We start from the raw sequence: 23,499 nt of genomic DNA on the forward strand, positions 1-23,499 counted from the left end.
CTTGAACCATATACAGATATTGTAATTTTAAATCTCAATTTTTTTTCTGCGTAGATACACAGCTAGATCCTTGACATTGGGTAATTTTATAGTTTATTGATAATTTTAAGTTAAGTGATATTCTTTCGGGCATAAGAATGAGACTTAATGTAAGGTTCAATGTGGAGACGCAATGTTTTTATAACTTAAGTAATAAGGGTAGTTCACAATTGTGAATTGAATATATTAATGCCCTAAATGAAGATCATACATTGCTGGTAAGGATAATGGGATTAAGTAATGGAGATGTTAAAGAGAACAAAAGTTACCGAATTATGATTGATTCGAAGGGAACAGGCCACATCAGGATAATCAGGCGTATTAATTTAAAAACGCTAATAGAAATTTTTAAGGATCTTTACCTGGAACTTAAACCCGATCCTGATAAAAAGCCACATAATCATTTATGTCTCTCGTTCAGTCTATGAAGAGATGTCAGATAATATGAAGGATTTCCACGATTTTGCAATTTTATGTGTAGATGGAAAATTTGATCTGATTATTATGAGCTAATTTCTCAGTTTTTTGAAAAAAATTCCTTATTTGAGAAAAAATCCTTGAAAACCTTATCAGGGCATTTCTCTATTCCGGATACTGGAAGATACATTTGTGTTAATAACTAGTATTAACAATACTATTTTTGTATTATTGGGACGAAAACTATTCCTTTTGTGTCCACTCACTGGATGCGAGCCAAAAGATTTAAAAATAAAGAACTCTTCTATGACGATGGTGATCTACTATGAGGGATCGTTTTTGTTGAAAATGGATCTGTGAATAACAATCTAAATGACATTAGGTACGAAAATCTCGAAAAACTGCCCCCGTCTGCAAAGCTGGTATTTAAAACCCTTGAGGCAAAAGGGCAGATGACACAGAAAGATATAATTCGTGAAACAATTCTTCCTTCACGCACAGTCAGATATGCACTAAACAGGCTAAAGGAAGAACAGATTCTGCTGGAACGTTTTTATTTCCTTGACTCACGCCAGAGCCTTTACGAAGTAAAGAGGCAGGTGAGTAGTGCTCTTGCAGTCTGATGCAATAAAGTAATAAATTGCTCTTTCGGGCAAGCGTGTTTTACAATATACCTTTGTAAAACCACTCAAACTGCAATAAATCTGAATCTTGAGGTTTTTACCTCACTATTTTTCTAAACTCTGATTTCCTTTACCATACGGGTAAGTTTAAAAGATGCGGGTATCGGTGAGCAAGAAATATTCAAAGGCTGAGGTGTCAATCGCCTAATGGACATATGCATTGATGTTATACATTGATATTACACATTGACATCCAATCCTGATTATTGAATTACGAAAAAGTTCCTGAAACCATTTTCGTAAGAGTTTGTAGTTTATTTTCGGTTTATTTTTGTTTATTTTGTAGCTTCTTGAATTCAGGATACGCTCGGTAATTATATATTTATCCAAATACAAATTCTCAGTTGTCGGTTTCCTGTAAATTGCTTTACATGCCAGTGTCTGACTGATGGCAGTTCAGCTCGTGGGCGGGTTAACAGCAGAAGAATCCCTGGATAAACTGCTATAGAGGGGGTAATTATGGATCTCAACGAGAAAATAGACATGGTAGGGCGTTTATATCTTGCTCTTGAACAGATTGAAAACTGCACGGAATTCTCAGCTTTGATTCCTGAAGTCAGGACGAATTTTGTTTACGCATCAAAAGAATCAACCAGTCCTGCAGACGTTCTTGCAGTTGACGGAAAGATTACCGTAGTTGATAAACTTCCAAAAGCTGCCGGAAAAATAAAATTCGGGGTTTCAGGCTATATGGCGCACCTTATTCTGGAAATCCGAAAACATGACCCTGAGATAAGGTCTGCAATAGATTTTGCAAATTCTCCGCAAATTGCCGACTTTCTGAAAAATTACTGTAAAGAAAAGGGATGGGTATTTTCAGGTATAGACAGGCGCTCTGAGCCTGAAAATATAAAAGATCCGGATGAAGCGTCTGCATCCTGGGAAGTCGAGGAAGCTATTCGAGCTGCCGGAGGAAAGGTTCCCAGGGTATTCTGCGAGACTGGGGCGGTCGGAAAAGAGCCAGTAAGTATTCTTGTGGGTAAAGACCCGCTCGAGATAGCAGAACAGATCTGTGAGCTTGCAAAGAGATTTAATAAATCAAGACAGAGCTCCAAATAAAAGGAATATGAACTTTCAGAATGATGTCCAGAAAAGAGATGAAAAATAGGATTCATGTCGCGAAAATAGACCTCGACAAGTCCATTTCGTGATTTTAAAAAAGCCTGGAGCAAGGCACGGCTCAATACCAGTTCCTCTAAGGAAAGGTATGGATAGCGGAGTTTCCCCTACAATAAACCAGATTTAGCTATTCTTCCTCTGGTCTTCTCTTGTCTTTCTCTTGTCTTTTTTTATCTTCCTATGATCTTCTTTTATCTTCTTACCTTGCTCTTATTACACCTCCCATTCACGTTTTCTACTCCATAACTTATTTGATTGCAAATATAGTTTAATTTTCATACATATGATATATCAAAGTTACTAATCTATATTTCAAACAAAAAAATGATATCATGAGACTTTATCTGTAATTGAAAATGGAAGCTTTTCACTAAAATAGTAGTCATTTTTTGTTTAAAAAAAATGTTTCATTATTATCATAAATCGTAAACTGATAAGATATTTAGGCTGGCAAGTATATTATTTTAAGAGAATTACTATACAGTATAAAATTACTGTACAATGTGAGAACTGTTTGAGGTGGTGGATTTGGGGGTTATAATAAACGGGATATATTGGCTTATATGGGTAGTTATCACTGTGGCAACTGCAATCTCTGGTGGAAACGCCGATCCTAATGTGGTTTATCCTGAAACCAGCGAATTCTATTATGTAGGTGCAACCGGAGAGCCTATTGAACTTATAAACAATCCAAACTCAACTGATCCGACTTATCAGGAAATGATTACATTCCTGAGGGCTGATAAGACTGATGAAATCGAATATGATCCGGATAATTTTATGTGTGGGGATTTCGCGGAAGCAGTCCACAATAACGCTGAAGCGATCGGTATGAAAGCAGCGTGGATAAGTATAAACTTTGTAGGCTATACGGACGGGCATGCCTGTAATGCCTTTAATACCACAGATAGAGGCCTGGTCTTTGTGGACTGCACAGGGATTTACCCTTATGAACCTGGTAACCGGGACTGTACTGTAAAGATAGAAATTGGGGAAATATATCAACCGAGAGAACTGTTTACTTCCGGAGAAATATATGACCAGCTGGGCGTAGTTAAAAATTTTGAAATTTACTGGTAATTCACTCCCATACAGCCCATAGACTCAAACTTTACATAACCCAAATCTTATATACAGACCAAACTTTACAGACATCTCCTTGGATTTGCTGCCTCTTTCCTGAGAACCTGAATCCAGTCAGGAGACTTTACACCAGGGTACTCGTATCCTAAAAGAAATATCTCACTGAATTCTTCACCTTTAACCGGTACGGATCCGGTTACCTCATACGTTGGGAAAGGAACCTGAAGAACTCCTTTTACTGTTTCGCCTTCTTCCAGTTTCGTAAGTCTGGTGAGATTATCTGCAAAAAGAGCTTCTTCGGCATTACTTGCAGTCACGATGGGTATTGTACGGATCGAGTGATATATACATGATTCAATTACGGCGAACCCCAATACAAGCTCTTTCCAGATCATAGGTTTGTCTTTATCGGTTATTTCTTCCAATATTTACCCCCCAGAAGTTAAACGTTTGAATTACAATATGTTTTGAGTTGTTTATACAAGGAATAGGATCGTAATTGATAAGTCCTTTTCTTTCTATGATATCAGCATCAGTAATACCTTTCTTGGTAACAGAATTCATTTAATTCAAAACAAAATAAGATGAACAAATAAAGCTATCCAGATTTAAGCTAGCTATCCAGATTTAAGCTAGAAAATAAATCCAGCTATCTGGGCCTTTTTAAATTAGATTAAATTTTTTTTGAGAAAACCGGGAGCAAAGAGACCGTGAGAGCCACGGGTTAAGAAAAACTGGAAGAGAGACAAAAAATAAGGTACGGAAATTACGGAAACTTACTCCTTATTGTGGATGATCTCGTAGCTTACCTTTCCCCTGCTAATGCACTCCTTCACAAGCTTTTCTCTCTGGGAAAGGGCGCCGGTTTTTACGGACTTGACCTCTTCAAAGACAACCCTATTCATTTCTCCTTCGGAAAGCCCGTCAAAGATAATAAAATCCACAGGAGTTCCGAGGAATCTAGCGTCTTTGGGGTTATATTCGAAGTCAGGGAAATAAGGGATAAGGTGTTCTGTGACCTTGACGCTGATTACGGCTTCTCTTTTCTTCCTGCATCTTGGCGGATTTTCTTCTCCTTGTCGAGTTTCCATGCCCTGAAGAGGGTATCAGCTTTGTCGGAAACTTGGCGATCCATTTCTCTCATTTGCCAGGCTTCATGCAGGTCTCTGGCACGGGATTCGACCCTGCCTTTTAATTTGACGTATTTAAGGAGCAGGTAAACTATAAGGAGGGTAAGAAAAAGTGTAGAGTTGAAATCATTCAGTCATCCACGGTTATTTCTCAGGAAAGGGTTGGGGTTTTCAATGTAGTAGAATAAAGGATAAATCTCGAAGAACAAATCCCGAGAATAAATCTCAATAAATAAATCTCAGACTCTATAAATGGCTATAAATATTTAAAAGTTGTAACGGGATTTTTCTTTTCTGCTAAATTAACACTTTAAAAGTTCCTGCTCTGGAAAATAAGTTAATTCTGATGGAAAATTATCGGCATAATTATGGAATCTATTAGGCATCTATTAAGTATAATACACAAAATATAATACGGGAATATGGTGGGGATTCATAGTAACGACTCCGAGGAAAAGGTCCTGGGTGAGGTTCTCGGACTTCGGGACAGCATAGGAGAAATCCAGGCAGCAATTGCTGACTTTGAAGTTGGGAAAAGACTGAATATAGCCATTATAGCCGAACCCCTTGGAGGAAAGACTACCCTGCTTAATGAAATAGAGAAACTGAATATAAGCAGGGTGACAAAAATCACCTTTTCCGGGATTGTCCGGGATAAAAAGGAAATTTTTCTTCCCGAAGATACAAAAAGAGTAGTGCTTTTAGATAACTGTCAATTTCTGTATATGAGAAAACCTGGCGGTTTTGACGTATTTTATGAGTTCCTGTATATGATTAGCTCTCAAAACAGGATATTTATCACCACCTGGAACACTTATGCCTGGAAATACTTAAACGAAGTCTTCAGGCTTGATAAGTACTTCCCGGTGCAGATCTCCATCCCTGCTCTCGAAAAAGAGAATTTTAAAGACCTAATTCTGGAAAGGTACCAAGAGGGAGAGATCATATTTGATAGCGGTAATGAGGTAAAAGAAAAAGCTCTCATTTATATAGAAGATTATCCGCTTGAACTGGCTTCATTGGGCAGGAAAGTTTACATCCCGGTTCTGAAAATAAATATATCTTATCTTAAGAAACGCCTTCTAAATGAGAAGGAAAAAGAAAAAGAGGAAGAACAAGAGACTGCCGAAGATCGGGTATTTGGAGAAATCTATAGGGAATCAAAAGGTAACCCTGGTATCGCACTCAGGATATGGGAACTTGAGATTGATTATCCTCATATAGAACCTGAAGGTGTACGCCATTTTTCATATGACATAGAACTTGAACAGGAAGAGGCTTTTGTTCTTGAACTGATCCTTTCATACCAAGGCTTGAGAAAAAGCGAAATAGTTGACATTGTCGGCTCTATGTTGAGGACGGATGAAATTCTTTTCCAGCTCCTGAACCAGGAACTAATTTTTGAGCATGAGAACGGATCCATTCGCGTCAGACCCGAAGCCCTGCGCAGCGTCATTGCATATCTGGAAAAATTAAGGTTGGTGTGGTAAATGGTAAATGGAGAGGGCGCTGTAGAGACGGGTAGAGAGCAACTTCTTGAAAGCATAAGATCAATAGAGATGCAAACGCTCATAGATATGGTTTTGATTTTATTCGCCGCATACATACTTGGCAGAATAGTCACTATCGCACTTTCCAAATTATCAGAGAAGATGAGCCGAAGCGGCAGCGTAAAAGTCAAAATGATTATCCCTGCTATAAAATTTGGAATTTATATCATCGCTTTTTTTTATATCGTCAGGGAAATACTCACAATATTCGGACCTGAACTATTTCTTCTGACAGGGCTCGTGGGTGCAGCCATTGGATTTGGAGTAAAAGACCTTTTCGCAGATTTTGTCGGAGGAGTTGTAATTACGTTTGAAAGACCATATCAGGTGGGGGACAAAATCACCATCGGAAACTATTATGGGGAGGTCACTGATATCGGACTGAGAGCAACAAAACTTGTCACACCGGATGATGATACTGTTACCGTCCCTAACAACCTGATATTTAGCGAAACCGTTGCCAGTGGAAATTACGGGGAATCGGAGATGATGGTTGTAATAGATCTGTACATTGCCTCCGAGTCAGATGTTGAGACTGCAATGAAGATTTTTAGGGAAGTAATTGTGAGCTCCAGATACGTTTACATCTCCAGAAGTAGCCCTATTACCCTGTTACATAAGGCTCTCCCATTTTATACTAGGTTAAGAGCCAGAGCATATGTAAATGACCTGAGAGATGAATTCGAGTTTGAATCCGATGTACACATAAGAGCCTGGATCGAATTTCAGAAGAACGGTATAAGGGCTCCACAGCTTCATATCCTGAGTATTCCTCCGATAGAGGAAGAACACGAATCAAGTGATACAAACCGGAGAAATGTTCGGTTAAACAGGAGAAACAGAGGAGATTCCGAATTCGACACCGGGTCTCAGAGAAATTCCGAACTCTAAGCCTGTTTTATCCAGTTGTTTAAATATCTTATTCAGCCGTCTAAGTATTTGATTTAGTCTCTCAAGTTTTTTATTTAGTTCCTTAAGTGTCTTATTCGGTTCCTAAATTTTTTATTTCGATCCTTAAGCTTTTAACCCGGTAATATCAAGTTCTTTCCCTTCTTTCTCTGACTGGCTTATGATCGAGAAGCTGCCATCAGTCTCAAGGATAACAGCCCCTACATGTTCCAGATTGGCGTATCCTTGATTCCGTACAGATTGCTCAATTTCATCTTCGACAACTCTGGAGCGTTTCATAGAGTTTTTAATATACTCGCCATTGTAATACACGAGGGATGGCTCATTCCTTATTACTCTTTTTAAAGTACTCGATCTTATGGTCAGCCCGGTAATTATATACTGCATACCTATCAGGACTGTAAAAGCCATTATCCCATCTGCGAGTGCAACATTTTTATTCAGAATAAGTGCTCCGAAAGAAGACCCAAGAGCAATTGTAATTACAAAATCAAATGCATTAAGCTTGGAAAGTGTACGATTTCCGGAAACCCTTAGTAAAAGTACAAGTGCAATATATCCCATTACTCCGAGAACCAAAACCCTTCCAAGATCGTTCCAGCTATTAAAAAACACGCCCACTGCTGCAATCTCCTTTTAACTGAGTAAGTTTACAGATGTTGGTCAGGTAATATGTTTCTTTATTGACAGATATTTTTATTTATGTAAATAAATTGTATTGTATCATCGTCTATTCTGGATTTCTGGGAGGTAAGAGGATTTGAAAATCTGAGAGAAGTCTTATGTTTGGGAAAAAATTGAGAAAAGTTGCAGAGACGGGCTGCATACATTACCCCTTATCCTGAGCTTTTATAAGATCAATACCTACTGCGGTTCCCACCATAATATCTTCTTCTTTCTCGAGAGCTTCGAGAATACTTGAGATTAAAAGGTGGCTGACTGCTCGCCTTTTTCTGGGTTCTACTACATATCTTAACCGCATTTCGATCCAGTTTTCTTCCAATCTCATAAAGAGTTTTGTTTGCACCTCATAGGTTGTAGTGAAGTATTTTTCTCCCATGAGAAGAAGCTCAGTTCGCGCCAGGCTTTCAAACTCTCCCACAATCGGGCCTGCAGCTTCGAGGGCAATCTTTTCGGCTTTTTTCCAGTTGCTGCCGTAGATTAATAAAATCCTGACTTCATCCCAGATAAAGGAATAATCCCTGGTATAGTTTTTTATTGTCTGGTTCAGGACAAAGCTGTTCGGGATGTGAAGAATCCTGCCAGTGTACTGGTCTGCATCCACCCATTCCCTGATCTCCATAATTGAGGTACTGAAACTCCCTATGTCCAGTACATCGCCAGTACTGTCCCCGACCTGAATCCTATCTCCGGCTTTAAAGGGGCGGGTCATAATTATCAGAACCCCTCCGGCTATGCTGCGGAGAAGGTCCTGAAGAGCAATTGCAACTCCAGCACTCAAAATCCCATAGGCGATTAGCAGGGTAGTTGTTCTCTCAATCCAGATTGCAAAAAGAGCGGCAAAAACAAGGACTGTAACGAGAACGGATACCGTTTTCCTCAGGGTATATCTATCTTTGGTAGTCGAAACTCTTCTAAGAATAAGGCTTCCGGCGAGGAAATTTATTACATAAGCTAGAAAAATTACAATTAAAGAGACAAGAAGAGCATCCAGTAGGGACCGATCCTCAAAGATATAAAAGCCAGTAAGATACCGAATATATGCAATAAACAGTATCAGAAGCAACAGGATAATAACATTCAGCCGCTGGAGAACCCTCATGTAATTAAATATGATGTATTTTATATATCAATATAGTCAGACTTATTAGCTAAGTATATTCAAAACCTTCTCAGTAGCCCTGGAACATATCAACCGCAGATTAACAATAGACCAAGTTTTCAATCTTTATCTTATCACATTTTTTGAATATCTTTTTAAATAGTAGATAAATAATAAATTTTTAACATAATGTTGTAAGCATTACTATATTTATTCTAATTACTACATTTATTCATTACCTTTAAATATAATAAATACAATTCCTGTTTTTCATTCTTCAAGAAAAATTACGGCAAAAAGGTAACAGAAGAGATAGTATGACTGCTATGGAGGTAAAAAAGCACGAAACAGGGGAAAGGAATACGGACCTTTTCGTGAATGCCCTCAAGACAACAATTCCTGTATTTCTCGGATACATACCTCTCGGAATGGCTTTTGGGTTCCTGCTTGACGGCGCCGGGTACCACTGGATTTATGCTTTCCTTATGAGCCTGCTCGTTTATGCGGGTTCGGGTCAGTTTCTGGCAGTGGCTTTACTTGCTGCAGGAGCGGGGCTTACGGAGTTTCTTGTAGCTACTCTACTCCTCAACCTCAGGCACGCATTTTATGGATTATCCTTGCTGGAAAAGTTCTCCGGTGTCGGGAAGGTCAAGCCTTACCTTATCTTTGCATTAACTGACGAGACCTATGCCCTTCTGACTACAACCGAAGTCCCAGCAGGCGGGTCAAAGTCAAGGTTTTACTTTTACATTGAAGCTCTCGATCACCTCTACTGGATCACGGGGTCAGTACTCGGGGCAGTGCTTGGCTCCATGCTGGATCTCAACCTTGAGGGTATGACTTTTGTGTTGACTGCTCTCTTTGTGGTGCTGACCATAGAGCAATACTTCAATTCCAGCGTGCGATTCCCCTTTGTAGCTGCGGTGGGGGCAGGAGCCGCCTCCCTTATACTTTTCAGCCCTGACAATATGCTGCTGGCTTCAATCATTCTGGGGACTCTCATTCTGATGTGTAGGGAAAAACTGATGCAGGGAAATATACATGTAAATAAAAGAACCAGGAAGCTCCATTCAGTGACAGTACAGCCAGTTATACAGCCAGTTACACAGCCTGTTAAGGACAGTTCACAGGAGGAAAGCTGATGACCGATACCCTGCAAATGCTCGTAACCATTGCGGTAATAGCCCTTGCGACCTTCACTACAAGGGTTCTCCCGTTCCTGTGTTTTGGCTCAAGAGAGCCGCCAGCAATCCTTTCAACTATTGAAAAGAACCTGCCTCCAATGATTCTCCTGCTGCTGGTCATCTATTGCCTGAAAGATGTGCAGTGGCTTGTAACTCCTTACGGGGCTCCGGAACTGTTTACAATAGGGGTTGTTGCAGGGCTGCACTTCTGGAAACGAAACGCTATGCTCAGCATCTTTACAGGCACAGGCCTTTACATGGCACTTGTACAGTTCAATGTCTTTTCTTTTCTTTGATTTCCGGATCAGGCAGAAATCCAGGACCGGTCAGAGTCCCAATCATCACAATTCTTATATGCATCAATTATAATGCCTCTTAAAACGAAGTGACTTTATATGGCTGAGAAAAAAATTGACCTGTCTTCAATAAAAAGTAAAGGTTTTCTGCCCCAGAGGCAGGAAAATATGTTTTCAATGCGGCTAAAAGTCGTGAGTGGGAATCTGGACGCCGAAAAACTGCGGGCAATTGCAGACGCAGCCGAGAAATATGGCTCTGGCTATGTTCACATAACTTCAAGGCAGCAGATTGAGGTTCCTTTTGTCAAACTTGAAGACGTGGAAGCAGCAATCAATGAACTTGAAAAACAGGGCATTTCAGGAGGCTCTGCCGGAAAAAAGGTTAGAGCCGTAGTAGCCTGTCAGGGGAATAGGGTCTGCAGACACGGGTTGATCGACTGCCAGAACCTGGCACACATGATCGATGAAAAATATTTCGGGGAGACCGTCCCGAAGAAACTCAAGATTGCAGTAACAGGTTGCCCTTCGGCATGTATGAGGCCTCAGGACAACGATTTCGGGATCATGGGCACGGCAAGACCTGAAATCCGCGAAGAGAACTGCTTCGGCTGCAAGCTGTGTGAAAAGGCGTGTAAGATGGGGGCAATAACAGTCCTTGAAGATAAAGCCCATATAGATACTGGAAAATGTATCCTGTGCGGAGCATGTATTGCAGCCTGCCGGAAAGATGCCCTGAAGGCGGAAAAGACCGGATGCACAATCTTTGTTGGAGGCAGAGCGGGACGCCAGCCCAGGCAAGGTATAAAACTTTTTGAACTTGCGGACGAGAAGCAGCTTTTTTCAATTCTTGAAAAAACCTTTGAATATTACAGGAAAGAAGGACTTGACGGAGAGAGGCTAGGAGAACTCATTGACAGACTGGGAATTGAAAAATACTTAGATTCAATCGGCTGCGTGTTACACACTGACTATTCATCTTGAGATTCGAATCATCTTGAAATTCGAATGTTATCAACGTTTTCAGCGCTTCTGTGCAGTCTTCGCATACTTGTTGAGTAGATATGCACAGACAGAGAACCAGATATGCAATGCCAAAAAAGACAGTCAAACCATAAGAAAAAAGCTTATCTCTCTAATATTTAAACAGTATACGACAATTAAATAATAAAAATTATATTTTTACAAGAATGATTCATGAGAAAAGTAAGTTATGCTCTTGAGAGCATTCCACTTGATTCCTTTCTATCCTGGAGCACTTCTTCAACAGCCCTTCGGAAATCTTCATGATCCTCAAATGTAAGATATGCTTCATTTTCCATGTTTAAACCTCGTCAGTATTTCAAAGCTTTTCGTTTCATTCAATTACTTATTTGAACAGTTTTTGGAATATTAGCTCAGAAGTAGATAGTAGGGTTTTGAGTCCCTATTCTCAAGTCCCTACCTGCGATCCAACCCATAGATTAAGAGGAAACCCTTTTACCCTTAATCTGTATATCTAAGACAGCATCAATATATATATCATAATTGATGCGAAAGATTGTTTCTAATTTGAAGTTTCGATACAATTGAATAATTGTATTATACCAGAAGTTTTAACGACATTAAAATAAGCCATGTTAAACTATTTTTTGCTCGAAAACAATTTTTGATATAATTTATTTAATATAATTTATGTTACTTGTATATGCTGGAGTTGGGAAGTAATAAGTTGGGAAATAAAATGGGGTATCTACCAACATAATCTACCACATAAAGAATCTCCTGGGGTCGCTGATCCTTTCTTCGGATCAATTTGCTTGGGGAAGCATAATATTCGAAGAGACTGTATTGGGGGATACAGTAGATACAGCGCCTCTGGACTTCTTATATCGCTTCTTTTTCTGCTTTTTCACTATTTTTTACAGGCTCGTTGAGCCTCTCTACGTACCGCTCAATAAACTCCTAGTGTGCAGTCTAATCTGGAAATATTCAGACTATGGATCGATGATGAATGCTGCTTAAAAAGGTGCTTCTCCGTAGAACTCAATCCCCTGGAATTTGACAGGTACTACGCAGGCAGGCATCCTTTTCAGGGCTGCGAGAAAGCCAAAGACATAACACTGCATCTTTGTTATAAAGCTGTGCGGCAAAGTCGCCTGAAAAAGAACCTGGTATTTGGGCTCAAATCTATTCTATGTTTTCATTTTTTACAGGAAAATGTTGTCAAACTTTTTTGTGCTGTTTTCACAGTACATCGTCTTTTTTTGTAAAATAATTGGAAAATTCAGGGAAGAAATTCTTCCCTAAAGCCCTTAAGCTCGCGTAATAACTGCCCTCCGAAATTAGGCTGGAAATTAAAATAATGCTTAAATACAACCGGCTATGTGTTGCATATTAAAAATTAATAGTGAAACTAGATCAAATAAAAAAAGGCTGCAGTATATTGGACAACGAAAAAGGACTAAGCCTTGAAAGATTAGAAATAGCATGTAATTATCACCTGAGTAATCTCACACACCCGCTCACGTGCGGTAAATATCAGAAAAACAGAGTAGAGAGATTGAAATCAGAATAACTCTAAAATAAGAAGGTTACCTACTGGTCTCATGTGGGTGTTTACCTCCTTTGTACTTTAACCATCAATGAAGTTTCTCCACATGTTTTTTGCCTCTTACTTGTCAAAAACAAATCTTTTAATCTTCTGCCAGAAAGTTTTTTTCCTCTGTGTTATTCTTCGCATATCTTGCATTTCACTCATTCTTTTAATTCTTCTTTGCTCAAATGCCAATATAACATTACATTGTTCACATGGTGCACCTAACTTCCAGCAAGGCTTCTGGGTTAAATCCCACTCTTTTATCATTCCATTGTAGTAATACTTCTAACTCGGATGTTTGTCTTCATAATGCCTACTCGCCAAGAATATTGAGTTTGACTCATATCTAAGTCTGTAAAATATTATTTGTTCTGAAGCAAAAAACAACCACTTCAGAACCTCGTAATCTCGTAACTTCGACAAAAAAGATCCGATTTGGGCAAAGCTGCGAAAACTCGTAACATGGCAAAAATCTTAAGCACTCTAATGTGAAGTAAATCTTAATATTATCGATATTAACCTTAAGATGATCTTTGGCATAGACAAAACTTCTTAAAGCCAGTATAATTATGCAAAAAATAAATGTGCCGAATTCGGCACAACCTGAGATACAAGTTTTACTCCAAAAACTCAACAATAAGCATTAGATTTAGTTTACTGACAATAAAAATTATACTGGCATGTAGCAAGCTGGTGGGGTATCGACTGATAAAAGTCGTGCATTGTGAGCGGCTCAGCATATCCTCTGGTCGTTGGTATTTTACTGTAAAAATAAGAAGGTCTTTGAATAATTTCTTTCCAGATTTTGATGTAATCCATAGCCATTCCTATAAAAAATACACGTGAGTTTTATTTAAAAATGTGTCAAAAAAGAAAATCTGTTTTCAGGTTTAATAGGATAATTCGAAAACTACAGAGAATGGGAAGCACTGAGATTATTTGGGTTCTCGGTATGATGGTAAATACAACCTGAAAACATCACATATTAGAGACTCGATTTGATTATGAACCTATGTGCCAAATTTGGCACATAGGTAAATGATACCAGTTAAATTCTCAAAACCGCACAGGCAGTATTAGATTTGGTTTACTGCTAATAATAGAATATACAGTTATAATGGATTCACAGTTCATTAAAGTGCTTCTTCTTACCAATCTTCTTCAATAGTGACTCCCATGTATCGCCAACAGTGACGTATTTCTCATGGCAATGAATAAAGGTGTGGTAGAGCTTTCTGTCACTACCGGATCATGCTCGGAGCAGACGGTTATTTTTTGACCCTGAGTTCATCATCTAAAAAAGCGAGTTCTTGATAATACCTCCTACTGGTTAAGGAATCGTGCTCTTTGTGGAATAATTGATTCTAGTAATCCTGCTTCAATTGCCCATCTCTGTAGGTTCTTATTCCATGTTGGCTCATTTGGCGGTCTTCTGCCTTCAATGTCTGTCTAGGGCGAGGTTATTTTTGGGGAGAGCTAAAAACAATTTTGGTTTTTAGGATAAGTTCATAACCTGGGCTTCTAAATGTATAATCTATGGAAGAAAATAACAAGCTAAAATTAGTCTATAAAGAAGCTTATAGCTACCTGAAAAACAAAGTTGGAGATGAAATTTTAAGGCAAAATATTGACTATTATACAGAGTGTAAACCGGAATCATTGAACGATATTTTTGAACAAATGCTTGAGTCACTGAAAAACAGGCAAGGCTTCAGTAATTTTATTTCTCCTATTTCAGAAATGAAAGGCATATTATTCAATTTTGATCCCAAAGAAGTATTCAAGGCATATGGAGATAATTATAAAGAATTGTTTCAATGCTTTGAAAAAAGGTTTGGAAACATCTATAATATGGACATAAACGGCAGTGTACCGAAAGTTCTGTAAAATATGATTGACTCTGTATCCTTTTCCTTTCACCACAAAAAAAAGAGGATGCAGAGTCAATGGTTAATTTATTCCCACTCATAAAAGATTATCTTGTCGATCAGGAAGATGGAATTCGCCAGCTAATTACCTGGTTTTTAAACCTTGTAATGGAGGAGGAAGCCCTCCTCCAAGCTGGTGCACAACGTTATGAGAGGACAGATTCACGTAAAGCTAGTAGAAATGGCTACAAACCCCGAACTCTCCTGACCAAGCATGGGAAACTCGAATTATTAAAGCCTCAATTCCGTGAGTTTCCCTTTGAAACTCAGGTTTTTGAGAAATATTCAAGAGTTGAAAAGGCCATCTTAACCGCTGTAGCTGAATCTTACCTTCAAGGAGTTTCCACCCGAAGGGTGAAAAAGGTCATGACTGCATTAGGAGTAGGAGAAATTTCAGCCTCTTCTGTTTCCAGGATTACAAAAGAACTGGATGAGAAGGTTGAAGAATTTCTCTCAAAGCCAATAGAACATGAAATCCCTTACTTGCTTATCGATGCGACTTATTTCAAGGTAAGAGATGGGCTTCATTACGAAAACAAAGCTCTCTTTGTAGTTGCTGGGATCAGGGATGACGGTTACCGTGAAATTCTTGGAACAAGATTAGCAGACAGTGAAGCCTCTATGTTCTGGGAAGATCTATTCGATGATCTGAAAAAAAGAGGGTTAAGAGGTGTCAAGTTAATTATTTCTGATGGCCATAAAGGAATACAGAAAGCAGTAAGAGAATCCTTTATTGGATCAAGTTGGCAGATGTGCCATGTACATCTGGCAAGACAAGTTCTCAAGAAAGTGCCAAAAAAGAAGCAGAAAGAAGTGGCTGAGAAGATAAAAGAAGCATTAGTAGACCGTCAGAAGTTGAATGACCTGATTATGGAACTGGATAGTATGGGGTATGAAGGCGCAGCTGATACCCTTGAAAGTTTTCAGTATGATGTAATGAACTATATGCAGTTTCCAGAAAAACACTGGAAAAAAATAAGGACAACAAATATGATGGAGAGGACCAACAAGGAACTCAAAAGAAGAAGCAAGGTAGTTGGAGCATTTCCTAACCAAGACTCAGTATTGAGACTGGTAGTCTCAATACTAATTGATATAAATGAAGACTGGATCACAGGAAACAAGTATATAGTAATGGAACAGTAATCAAAAAAGAAGAGTAAGGGGTAGAGAGTAAATTTTACAGAAAATTAAGCACACTGCCACATAAACAATAAGAAGAACTCATGGGTAATTTATAGTAAAGGCGTTTTAGATTGCGCCAAATTCTTGGCAAATTTTGATTCAGAAAAAGATTTCGATATGTTTGTAAAATCTTTTTCTCATTACGAGTTCACTATTGCAGCATTGCCAATGCTATTAGAAGCAGAAATTTTTGGTTATGGTTTCCCTCTTGCATGTGATTTCCTTAAGGAGATAGGGTATGTGGAATACGGTAAGCCAGATGTCCATTTAAAAGATATTTTTTATGAACTAAAACTGGTAGATGAAAAAAATGATTATAAGATTTTCAAAACCATTGTAAAGATTGGGAAGGCAGTTAATGAGAAACCGATTATTGTTGACAAAGTCTTCTGGTTAATTGGATCGGGAAATTTTCATGTAAGTGGTATCAAGATTGGAAGCCAAAAAGCAGAATTCATCGCCTATGTAAAAAATAAGTTAGAGATTACGGCTCTGTAGAAATCCTTAATTTGATGCAAATTATTTCTACAACTTTTTTGTTTATTTTTCTCTCTTAAAGGTATAATTGAGTCTGCTTTGATTTATTCTCTAACCAGAGCATGAATTTTTTCAGAACCATATCCTTTATCCATCACATAACATTCTGATTTTCTTGTCTTATTTGATTGTCTTATCGGAGCATTTGCATGTTTGACGTCATGATCTGTTTTTTGACTGATTTTCCATCCTAATATCATTTTTTTATCCGTGTTTACTGCTATTGAAGTTTTCAGGAAGCTCCTTTGGAGCTTTCCTGTTCTTCGAGAGTAATAATAACTTGTATAAGAACTCGTAAACCCAATTGCATCAATCGCAGTGATAGAAACACTTTCTCCGTATGAGTAAAATAGCTTTAGAACTTTTGACAAAATGAGATTAAACAGTAAAGAAGGAATTCTGGTTACGAACTTTTGAAGTGTAGTGAAATGAGGAATCTTATCAAGGTCAAGTTTTTCTTTTATATCGTTCATTAGCTCGATAAGTTCTACAAAATCATGATAGTCTGTACTTATATACTCCTTTAACAAAACCAGAACCAGAAGCTGATGTTGAGTATAAACATGTTTGGAATATTTGCAGGAATAAAGGTTTAGTCTGGAAGACTGAACCGTCTTAAGACTGAGATCAATAAATTTAATATACTTATTTGATGACAATAGGGATTGCTCCTTCGTTTTTTGTCCCCACAAAAAACGAAGGAGCAATTTTACAATTTAATTTTTATAAATTTTTGGGTAAAAACAGAATTTAGAGGATTTCTACAGAGTCCTTATTATAATGCCCTCGTTGCGGCCTTTATCCTCGGTCTGGTATAATCTCCTTGCCGTAAAATGGTAAAAGCGTTAGATTTTATTGAGGGTAGTTCCGTGAAGGATTATGCTTGTGAAACAGTTAACTATTTTAATTTTGTATCCGTAAGACATTCTATGCCATTTGATGAAGACTCAAATGAAAATCTATCAATTATCATTTCAACCTGTTTGAAAATCCTCTCATTAATTCCCAAAAAATTGTTTAGCAAACTTCTAATTATATCAACTATTTTGGGACTAATATCGAGTATATTCGAATACAATAAATTGGATATATCCACCCCTCTTAGTTGGTTCAGTATTACTAATGTAATAATAGTTTTGCTTTTATCTCTTGTAATTTCATTAACCAAGGGATTTTATGATTATATTCATGAGAATCAAAAAGAAATTTTTCATATTAAAGAATCTCATTTAAAAACCGAAAACGAACTGAAAGACAAAATCGAATTAATAAAAACACAATATAATGAAAAACCTACTTTCCTAGATAAAAATCTAATTAAAAATCTGATTAAGGAAACTGAAAACTATATTTATATAAAAAACCATCCACAAATAATTGAAGAATATTTGCCTATCATCAAAATAAAACGTATTAATGAAAGAATTGAAATTAGTGCACTAAATAAACATAAACATAATCTTGATATAAGAATGATATTTAGATTATATCGTCGAAAAATGATTTTAGGGTATCCCTTTCATGATGAGTATGGTCTTGTATCGGTTATGACAAGACTAGATGAATTTTTTAATGTGATTTTAATTGATGTTCAACCCGAAGAAAAATTCTGGGCGAGTGTGTTTTCAAACTTAAAAGAAGGTAGTCTTCCAAACGACAATGACTTTTATTTAAAAATATATATTCCAGAGAACATACTTCAGACTGATGTAAACACCTTAAATAATATGATAGAGGGGTTGAAGAATTATGGTTAACCAAACACTAATAACTGGAAAAATTGCAAAAGTCCAAGATAAATATAGAGTCGTGATAAACAGAGGGAGATTAGATGGCGTAAAACCAGGAATGAGGTTCTATGTATATGAGGAAGGGGAGGAAATTACTGATCCCGATACAGGAGAATTTATAGAAAAACAGGAAATCAGAAAGGGATATCTCAAGACTACTCATGTACAAGATAAAATCTCTATCTTACAAAGCGACGAAAAAGAGACTGTTATCGTTACACCACCTACATTTGTTTTACCAAATGTGTCAGCTTTAAATCACATATTCGGTGAAACACGAGAAGTAATGAAGCCTCTTTCTGTCAACTCAGATGAAAATAGCGATAGTGACTCAGACGATATAGAGAAAAAAAGGGAATTTAATAAAAAAATAAGCCGAGGAGACCTCGTTAAACAAGTTCCAACAGACTTTTAGTCTTGTATCCGCGAAGTATAAAACCACCTTTTTCAAACTCTCACTTTTATTGTACTCTTCTAGTTGAAGTCTCAATCAGGCATTCTTGTAATATTTATTGACTAGACATAAAAACCACCGAAGCTCGCTTTTATATCAAGATTCCCTTGAGACATATATAGCTACAGGGGCTTTTTCAAGTTTAATGCACTCAAATTCGAGATCATGAAATACCTTTATGGTGCACTCTACGGAATAAACGTGTCCAAGCCAGCGCTCTTGATATATAATATGAATTTCCTGTTTTTCTTGGGAAGTTCCCGCCCCGTAGCTTGCAGGTATTCGACTGAACTATCTAATAATTCTCTTTTTTCTGGATATCCTGCGAAGCCTTTCAGAGCCTCATATCCATTCAGGAGATTCAATTTACCAGACTCATTTTAAACAGGAAACTTAATATTCTATGCAAGGGAGCAGATACAGGCAAAAAGACAGACGCTCACACTTGCAAAGGTATTAAAATATCTTTGGCACAAAAATCTCGCAATGACTATGTTTACATATAAATATTAACTGCAGATATACAAAAAGAGCTGAGTGAAGTAGGCAGTTTTATACTTAATACAATAAAGAGTGTCACATGATATTGTTTATAATATCGCTTTATATCCTTAAGATGATTGTGTGTTATTGGATTGCGAAGAGAATACATAGGTGGAGAAAAAAGAGACGATAGTCGCTCGGCTTTTGAAGCTAACTTGATGTCAGTTGTGAGGCGCAAAGCTACTTATCAAGCTAACTTTATACATTTCTTATGATACATTGCCTTTTTTCAAGGGAATTAAAAAATACAGGGAAGAAGTCCTTCCCTTAACTCTATTAAACTCGCGGAATAACCGCACTTAAAAATCAAGTAATTGACAGATTACTCTATTACCTTTTTGATTATAACTATTCCAATGCAATTGTAGGCGTGCTTACAATCGTGCTCTGGCTTGTGGCAGGATTGCAGCTTTTTTTCAGTGTGACCTTCGAGGCTGTGACCTACAAATCAGGCTCACTATTTTGGATCTTTGTCATCGTCGGGATCATTCAAGGGCTTATCAGCTTCGTGATGGTACTGGATATCGTAAAAGAGCGCAGGAGCAATCATACGTACATGGGGTTGGAAAGGTGGTAAAACCTTCCGTTTTTTTCATCCGAGATATCAGTATCCTGAGTTTCTTTCCTGCAATATCCTTGTTATGTATGTGCACACATTTGCACCAATAATAATCTCTGTTTCGCTATCTACTTAGATTAGAACGTTTAGAAATATCTGCGCTTATTGAGAAATTGAAATAGATATTCTGAAACATTATTTATTTGAAAGTTTCAAGTTTGTTCGAACTGGTAAAATAGAAAAGGTATGTGAAATAAGTATATGTGTTCTATAATGGAGAAAAAAACTTATTATTCATAGACATCGGATTTTAATTTTTTAGAATATATGAACGTTCCTATATCTCCAATTTTTTTACGTTCTAAGGAATTCTTTTCCCACCCATTTGTCATGTAATAAAAATTGATAGAACATCTTGGCAAATAGTATTCCTTTATAATTCCGTATATATTTTCAATGTCCTCGATAATCATATCCCGCCCAAAAATAATACTTTTTAACGACTCCTTCGCAAATTTTTTTACCGGGTTAATAATATCAAAATTTTCCATTGGAAGTATTACTCGATACTCCTGCTCAAATGTATGTTCTATTTCTTTGAAAAGTAGAGATTCAGTTGCAAGGCGTCCGGCTGTGCAATTAACGTCAAAATCACTTAAAATGTTTATTTTTTCTGAAGAGTTAGGGAAATAATTTACTTTATATAACGGAAATGAATTTAATCCAGGTAATATTTCGGATTCTGATAATAATAACTCACGAGATTCATTTAATTTCTGCGTTTCAAACTCTATACAAAATCCTTTGTGTCTGTTAGCATGTAGATCCCATATTCTACCATCATTGTAAGATTTACTTAAACAAAACACTCTTACATAAGGCGTCTGTCTACTGGTTGGATAATAACTATATTTACCATTTTTAGTTTTCCGTATATGTCGTCTAATTCCAGCATAACCAACTGTGCCAAAATGTTTTTTTATTTGTCCTAAAGTGCCTTCATAATAAACATGTATTTTACAATCATTTTCATCCCCAAATTGCTTTGGCTCACAAAAATAGAACTCATTGTTTTTGAGTAGATCTTCCGCATGTTTATCCATATCCTCGTATTTGAATATACTAGTCAATGTTTTGTCTCCATCATATTTGTAGATCTTTTGTAAGACGTACTGATTCTCTTTTTAGTCTCTTTTTCTTTGAAGTTGTTCAATGCTTTTATCTATTGAAATAAAGCAGATTCCTATTAAACCAGTCACTACTGAGGTAACTACACCAAAGAAAGTAATAGCTACTGACGTAGTATTAACCATTTTGATATGTTCTTTAACAATTTGATCATTTGACGATCCACACATGCCAATATCTGTACCAAACTGCATTAATCGTTGTGTTCTTTTACCTGACTCATACTAATCATAAGAAGCCAATAAACTCATTAAAGCCAAAACTATGAGAATTAAACCAACTGCGCGAACTATACTCAAAAAATCACCATTGATCTCAAATTCATGGAAAATATAAAAAATCATGATATGTTAATATGTTTTCTAAAAAATAATTACTTAAGCTCGCACAGATAAAAAAAGGATTCTTTTTTGAATTGAACGACTATCATTAAGATCAAATTAGTTAAGCTACTTACGACATGTTTTTACCTGAAAATCGAACTCTTTGAAGTTACCTGATAACATTAGAACGGTACAGACTGGTCATTGGTCAATTCATTAAGTCTGTGCTGGTAGAACAAAATATCCACATCTATTCTATCCAGTATTATGGAATGTAATTCCCCGGCTCTTTTAACTTCTGTTTCTTTAAGTTTTATCCAAAGGTCAACCGGTGATTTTGTTAGATAAAGTTGAAACATTTTATATGTTTCGATCTCTGAATAAGTTGCTTGTTTTTTAAGTTTTTCAAGTTCATCGTTGTATTTCTTTACAGCAGACATTCCATTTTTGTAAAAAATAGATATAAATTCGGTTAAAGGAGTGTTTAACTAGCCGGATGATAGATATAAGTAAGGCATTATTTCGCGCATATCATTTTTTATTTTTGAAATATAAGTTTGAGACATGAGATTTTCTTTACTCATCTCGTAACTATTTAATGTAATTTTCAAAGGATAATATAATTTTTCAAGTTTTCTTTGAATATACTCCGTTTCTTGTGAATTCTTACTTATTTTAACCATCTTATTCGTGATTATAGCATAACAACCTGTGATTATCATAAGAATTAATGTAGATACTGCTGTAACACAACTTGAAAAGGTTTCATTTGTCGACATTGTTGTAAACAATGTTTCATTTACCGGCATGGCTATAAAAATTAAAGAAAACCTAGTTAACTATTTCGTTTTTGTTGCATAAATGTAGATCTAATATTACCTGAGCCTTTTTCCAAGAAATCTACTTAGAATGATTCAAATATAATACCAAGGATTTTTGTTGCCAAGAATGATTATTGGGGAAATGGGACTATAGAGCAATTATCGAACTGAAAAATTTGAAGTTATATTTTTATCATTCTTTAATGTTATTCTGGTTTGAGTGATAAGCGAGTAGATGAAGAAACTAAATGAAAGTATGCAGACACAGAAATTACTAAGACATTGTGGAAATTCTAGTAAACTAATGAATATATTTCTGGTAGTGTCCGTGAGTTATTGAGCTGATCCCAAAACTCAAAAACTACTTCTTTGAATCTTGACTTTTGAAGCAATCAATTGCTGCTAACCAGAAAAAGGCTGTGAAGCTCTTATGTATATGTGAATAAAATGGGTTTTGGGATAGGCTCTTGGACTTAAGTAGTTGAAACGAGAAAACATGGCTTAAAAACTACCTAATATTTTCTAGTTTTGTAATTAACATATATGTAACTGTAAAATCCAGAAATGACCCTTATAGATAGCACTCCAGCAATGGTTAATTAATATGTTGGTTTTAAGGATTAAAAAAATTAGAGCCAAGCGCCCGTTATCGAATTCTCACACCAAGGCTTTCGAGCATTCTGCGCTCCTGCGAAGCATCTAATCTAGCATACGTAGAGAGTGTTACCGCTGCTAAACTGTGAGCGAGATGGTCGGCAATAAGTTCAATTGGTACTCCTGTCCTACCAATTCCTGTTATGCTGCATCACAACAATATTTTTTCGGCAGATTACTTACTCCTACCTTTTGAGATCCACTCTTCAAATGCTTGTTTCGCTTTAGCTGGAGATCCATACTGCTGCAGAAATCTATAATATTGAGTTTTATCTGCAGCTTTTTGCTGGAGTATTTTCTTTTCCTGCTCGTCTATTTTTGGAGAACAAGGTACTTGAAGATCTTTTATCGAGAATGTATATCTCTTTGACATATTTGCAATGTTCTTTTTTCTATTCTGTTTTACTAAACCCAAGCAGTCCTTGAACGATTTCCCTTTGCCGTATTCTGTTCGATTATACCCTGTATAATTAGAGGAGCAATCAATGCTATAATCGCCTGTTTCTGGAGTTCCTTTTGATGATTTTATTATTGTCTTTGTTTTACAATGACAAAATGGACAATAAAAATCACCAGCTAAATATGTACTTCCGTATCTCCAGCAAATCACAGTTTTAACATCATAATCCGGTTTTTCATTACCACAAACCCCACATATTAACAATCGATCTGACATCCCTCAACACCATCAACATATACCAGCCAACCATAAAAGTAGAATTTATTTCCGATTCACCTACTAAGGAATG

22 protein-coding genes and 2 pseudogenes are annotated in these 23,499 nt (G+C 36.8%); 14 read left to right on the forward strand and 10 right to left on the reverse strand.

The annotated features are described in order from the left end of the window. The first annotated feature begins 812 nt into the window (after positions 1–812). From ACZ5A8_RS11530 to ACZ5A8_RS11540, 3 genes are all read left to right on the forward strand, one after another. Positions 813–1,079, forward strand: coding sequence for a winged helix-turn-helix transcriptional regulator (locus ACZ5A8_RS11530; protein ID WP_464529144.1), 267 nt, complete (start codon positions 813–815; stop codon positions 1,077–1,079). Positions 1,080–1,598: 519 nt separating this feature from the next. Next, entirely contained in the window at positions 1,599–2,198 is a 600-nt protein-coding gene (locus ACZ5A8_RS11535) for a thiamine-phosphate synthase family protein (protein ID WP_464529146.1), read from the forward strand. Between the two features lie 588 nt (positions 2,199–2,786). Continuing rightward, positions 2,787–3,338 carry a hypothetical protein gene (locus ACZ5A8_RS11540; protein ID WP_464529148.1) on the forward strand — a complete coding sequence of 184 codons (552 nt, stop codon included), beginning with the start codon at positions 2,787–2,789 and terminating at the stop codon, positions 3,336–3,338. A 65-nt stretch (positions 3,339–3,403) separates the two neighbouring features. On the opposite strand, the gene ACZ5A8_RS11545 is transcribed toward ACZ5A8_RS11540, so the two are convergent. Beyond that, complete coding sequence (locus tag ACZ5A8_RS11545; RefSeq protein ID WP_322225724.1) at positions 3,404–3,766, reverse strand: hypothetical protein; 363 nt, start codon at positions 3,764–3,766, stop codon at positions 3,404–3,406. A 351-nt stretch (positions 3,767–4,117) separates the two neighbouring features. Beyond that, positions 4,118–4,605 (reverse strand): annotated as a pseudogene (locus ACZ5A8_RS11550) (Holliday junction resolvase-like protein). Between the two features lie 288 nt (positions 4,606–4,893). On the opposite strand from ACZ5A8_RS11550, the gene ACZ5A8_RS11555 reads away from it, so the two are divergent. Together ACZ5A8_RS11555 and ACZ5A8_RS11560 are read left to right on the forward strand one after the other, a co-directional pair. Beyond that, positions 4,894–5,961 (forward strand): hypothetical protein, encoded by a 1,068-nt coding sequence (locus tag ACZ5A8_RS11555; protein WP_464529150.1) that lies wholly within the window; start codon positions 4,894–4,896, stop codon positions 5,959–5,961. Then, positions 5,962–6,912, forward strand: coding sequence for a mechanosensitive ion channel family protein (locus tag ACZ5A8_RS11560; RefSeq protein ID WP_464529151.1), 951 nt, complete (start codon positions 5,962–5,964; stop codon positions 6,910–6,912). A gap of 123 nt (positions 6,913–7,035) precedes the next feature. Here the strand turns inward: ACZ5A8_RS11560 and ACZ5A8_RS11565 are convergent, their stop codons facing one another. Both ACZ5A8_RS11565 and ACZ5A8_RS11570 read right to left on the reverse strand, forming a co-directional pair. After that, complete coding sequence (locus ACZ5A8_RS11565; protein ID WP_464529153.1) at positions 7,036–7,551, reverse strand: DUF421 domain-containing protein; 516 nt, start codon at positions 7,549–7,551, stop codon at positions 7,036–7,038. 208 nt (positions 7,552–7,759) lie between these two features. After that, positions 7,760–8,713 (reverse strand): mechanosensitive ion channel family protein, encoded by a 954-nt coding sequence (locus ACZ5A8_RS11570; RefSeq protein WP_464529154.1) that lies wholly within the window; start codon positions 8,711–8,713, stop codon positions 7,760–7,762. Positions 8,714–9,030: 317 nt separating this feature from the next. Here ACZ5A8_RS11570 and ACZ5A8_RS11575 point away from each other — a divergent pair, with 317 nt between their 5' ends. The 3 genes from ACZ5A8_RS11575 (at position 9,031) to ACZ5A8_RS11585 (ending at position 11,174) form a co-directional block, all read left to right on the forward strand. Continuing rightward, positions 9,031–9,855, forward strand: a complete 825-nt coding sequence (locus ACZ5A8_RS11575) for an AzlC family ABC transporter permease (protein ID WP_464529156.1) — start codon at positions 9,031–9,033, stop codon at positions 9,853–9,855. Continuing rightward, on the forward strand, positions 9,855–10,193 hold the full coding sequence (locus ACZ5A8_RS11580; protein ID WP_464529158.1) for a branched-chain amino acid transporter permease: 339 nt from the start codon (positions 9,855–9,857) through the stop codon (positions 10,191–10,193). Before ACZ5A8_RS11575 ends, ACZ5A8_RS11580 begins: the two co-directional genes overlap by 1 nt. Before the next feature lie 99 nt (positions 10,194–10,292). Continuing rightward, positions 10,293–11,174 (forward strand): 4Fe-4S binding protein, encoded by an 882-nt coding sequence (locus ACZ5A8_RS11585; protein WP_464529159.1) that lies wholly within the window; start codon positions 10,293–10,295, stop codon positions 11,172–11,174. Between the two features lie 1,669 nt (positions 11,175–12,843). Here the strand turns inward: ACZ5A8_RS11585 and ACZ5A8_RS11590 are convergent. After that, positions 12,844–13,035, reverse strand: a complete 192-nt coding sequence (locus tag ACZ5A8_RS11590) for a hypothetical protein (protein WP_464529161.1) — start codon at positions 13,033–13,035, stop codon at positions 12,844–12,846. Positions 13,036–14,304: 1,269 nt separating this feature from the next. On the opposite strand from ACZ5A8_RS11590, the gene ACZ5A8_RS11595 reads away from it, so the two are divergent. From ACZ5A8_RS11595 to ACZ5A8_RS11605, 3 genes and pseudogenes are all read left to right on the forward strand, one after another. Continuing rightward, positions 14,305–14,655, forward strand: coding sequence for a hypothetical protein (locus ACZ5A8_RS11595; RefSeq protein WP_464529163.1), 351 nt, complete (start codon positions 14,305–14,307; stop codon positions 14,653–14,655). A 7-nt stretch (positions 14,656–14,662) separates the two neighbouring features. Continuing rightward, positions 14,663–15,842, forward strand: a pseudogene (locus ACZ5A8_RS11600) (IS256 family transposase). Between the two features lie 123 nt (positions 15,843–15,965). Then, positions 15,966–16,379 (forward strand): hypothetical protein, encoded by a 414-nt coding sequence (locus ACZ5A8_RS11605; RefSeq protein WP_464529165.1) that lies wholly within the window; start codon positions 15,966–15,968, stop codon positions 16,377–16,379. A gap of 83 nt (positions 16,380–16,462) precedes the next feature. On the opposite strand, the gene ACZ5A8_RS11610 is transcribed toward ACZ5A8_RS11605, so the two are convergent. Continuing rightward, entirely contained in the window at positions 16,463–16,948 is a 486-nt protein-coding gene (locus tag ACZ5A8_RS11610; protein ID WP_464529167.1) for a transposase, read from the reverse strand. Between the two features lie 339 nt (positions 16,949–17,287). On the opposite strand from ACZ5A8_RS11610, the gene ACZ5A8_RS11615 reads away from it, so the two are divergent. The 3 genes from ACZ5A8_RS11615 to ACZ5A8_RS11625 all read left to right on the forward strand — a co-directional run bounded on the left by ACZ5A8_RS11615 (position 17,288) and on the right by ACZ5A8_RS11625 (position 19,782). Then, positions 17,288–18,175, forward strand: a complete 888-nt coding sequence (locus ACZ5A8_RS11615; protein ID WP_464529169.1) for a hypothetical protein — start codon at positions 17,288–17,290, stop codon at positions 18,173–18,175. Beyond that, complete coding sequence (locus ACZ5A8_RS11620; protein ID WP_464529171.1) at positions 18,168–18,623, forward strand: hypothetical protein; 456 nt, start codon at positions 18,168–18,170, stop codon at positions 18,621–18,623. The genes ACZ5A8_RS11615 and ACZ5A8_RS11620 overlap by 8 nt, the downstream gene beginning before the upstream one ends. A gap of 952 nt (positions 18,624–19,575) precedes the next feature. Further along, positions 19,576–19,782 carry a hypothetical protein gene (locus ACZ5A8_RS11625; protein WP_464529173.1) on the forward strand — a complete coding sequence of 69 codons (207 nt, stop codon included), beginning with the start codon at positions 19,576–19,578 and terminating at the stop codon, positions 19,780–19,782. A 272-nt stretch (positions 19,783–20,054) separates the two neighbouring features. Here ACZ5A8_RS11625 and ACZ5A8_RS11630 read toward each other — a convergent pair whose 3' ends face one another. The 4 genes from ACZ5A8_RS11630 to ACZ5A8_RS11645 form a co-directional block, all read right to left on the reverse strand. Beyond that, complete coding sequence (locus ACZ5A8_RS11630; protein WP_464529175.1) at positions 20,055–20,867, reverse strand: hypothetical protein; 813 nt, start codon at positions 20,865–20,867, stop codon at positions 20,055–20,057. Between the two features lie 590 nt (positions 20,868–21,457). Beyond that, positions 21,458–21,715: a hypothetical protein gene (locus ACZ5A8_RS11635; RefSeq protein WP_464529177.1), complete on the reverse strand. Its 258-nt coding sequence runs from the start codon at positions 21,713–21,715 to the stop codon at positions 21,458–21,460. Between the two features lie 48 nt (positions 21,716–21,763). Further along, the gene (locus ACZ5A8_RS11640) at positions 21,764–22,084 is read right to left on the reverse strand and encodes a hypothetical protein (RefSeq protein ID WP_464529179.1); all 321 of its coding nucleotides are present in this window, start codon (positions 22,082–22,084) and stop codon (positions 21,764–21,766) included. 841 nt (positions 22,085–22,925) lie between these two features. Next, on the reverse strand, positions 22,926–23,426 hold the full coding sequence (locus tag ACZ5A8_RS11645; RefSeq protein WP_464529181.1) for a hypothetical protein: 501 nt from the start codon (positions 23,424–23,426) through the stop codon (positions 22,926–22,928). Positions 23,427–23,499 lie beyond the last annotated feature (73 nt).

The organism is Methanosarcina subterranea, from assembly GCF_055385895.1.